The 962-nt window shown below is 30.4% G+C and carries 1 protein-coding gene; it reads right to left on the minus strand.

Annotated features, from left to right (window positions below; all coding sequences use genetic code 11):
- Positions 1 to 517 precede the first annotated feature (517 nt).
- Positions 518 to 865, minus strand: coding sequence for a cupin domain-containing protein (locus tag ACGF5R_RS24120; protein ID WP_387693152.1), 348 nt, complete (start codon positions 863 to 865; stop codon positions 518 to 520).
- Positions 866 to 962 lie beyond the last annotated feature (97 nt).

The following is a 962-nucleotide window of genomic DNA, read 5'->3' on the forward strand; positions in this document are numbered from 1 at the left end:
TTCGGTCAGTTGTGTATAGGCCATAGTGCATTTTCCTTTGGCGAGAAAGATGCCTACTATAGCAACTGACCGCCCTTCTGAAAAATTGCACTTATTAGTCGAATCTGCCACGATAAAATATTTTATTTATCCTTGTCATAATTAATTCTATCTAAAATTTAATTTGCACCACTAAATTGTGAATTTTCACAACCTGTTTTTATAAAAAAATAAAAATTATTTTTCCATTTTAGCCATCATATCTATAAATACATAAGAATATGCGTTTATATAATAAATTATAAAAAACGACGATAAATAAAATTTTAATCTCTATCATTATATAAAATATTATTGAAAATCCTCATGTAGAATAAATTATTAATAACAAATAAAAATACTATTCTCCCATGATTTCATTAATATATCTTCCAAAGTAGATTATTATTGGTGGCAATGCATACCACCAACTTTAATTACAGGAATATAATTTAAATAAAAACCATCTTCTGTGTGAAACATCTAAAATCAATCTTTATCATCGATAATTTATGGCAATAATTTCTGATTTAATATCCTTCTCATAATTAGAGAAACTATGAGATACATTTGGCAAGATAAATATTGAATCTCCTTCATTCATAACATCTTCTCTTAGTGAGTTATTCTCATCCAACCACTGTACCCGAACTTTTCCTTTCGTAACATACACTACCTCTTTTGAACCATGCCCTTCATTCAATTTCAAAGGTTGAGATTCATCACTGTGCAAATCTAAGCGCAAAGCCATTAAACCCGGATCAGTCCGAGTGGTGACCAAATGATGATAAGTATAATAGTGAGAGCCATCACGATATTCATTACGCTTATATCCGTCATTCCGCACCTCATTCCTGATTTAAAAATAGTGTGATCTTACGCATATTTTACATATTTATTGTTCCCATGAGATTGACGGCGATCGCCCATTTTGATCTATTACT

The organism is Photorhabdus sp. RM71S (assembly GCF_042879355.1).
Taxonomy (GTDB): Bacteria; Pseudomonadota; Gammaproteobacteria; order Enterobacterales; family Enterobacteriaceae; genus Photorhabdus; species Photorhabdus kayaii.